This is a genomic window from Streptomyces sp. AC602_WCS936, from assembly GCF_019049125.1.
Lineage (GTDB): Bacteria > Actinomycetota > Actinomycetes > Streptomycetales > Streptomycetaceae > Streptomyces.
Genome location: NZ_JAGMUF010000112.1, coordinates 139,915 through 140,536, shown reverse-complemented (window position 1 = coordinate 140,536; position 622 = coordinate 139,915). Strand labels below are relative to the sequence as shown.

1 pseudogene is annotated in these 622 nt (G+C 69.5%); it reads left to right on the top strand.

Annotated elements, in window-relative coordinates:
* Positions 1-622 (top strand): annotated as a pseudogene (locus KUM03_RS30390) (acetyl-CoA C-acyltransferase); the annotation flags it as partial.

The following is a 622-nucleotide window of genomic DNA, read 5'->3' as shown; positions in this document are numbered from 1 at the left end:
GCCGCAGGGCATCGGCGCGGACCTGATCGCCACCATCGAGGGCTTCTCCCGCCGCGACGTCGACGAGTACGCGGCCCTCTCCCAGGAGCGCGCGGCCAAGGCTTGGAAGGACGGCCGTTTCAACGCGTCCGTCGTCCCCGTCCTGGACCGCAACGGACTGCTCGTCCTGGACCACGACGAGCATCTGCGGCCGGGTACGACCGCCGACTCCCTGGCGAAGCTGAAGCCGTCCTTCGCCGACATCGGGGAGCTCGGTGGTTTCGACGCGGTGGCGCTGCAGAAGTACCACTGGGTCGAGAAGATCGACCACGTCCACCACGCGGGCAACTCGTCCGGGATCGTGGACGGTGCCTCGCTGGTCGCCATCGGCTCCAAGGAGGTCGGTGACCGATACGGGCTCACGCCCCGCGCGCGGATCGTCTCCGCCGCCGTCTCGGGGTCGGAGCCCACCATCATGCTCACGGGGCCCGCCCCGGCCACCCGCAAGGCGCTCGCCAAGGCGGGGCTGACGATCGACGACATCGACCTGGTGGAGATCAACGAGGCGTTCGCGGCGGTGGTCCTGCGTTTCGTGAAGGACATGGGCCTGTCCCTGGACAGGGTCAACGTCAACGGCGGTGCG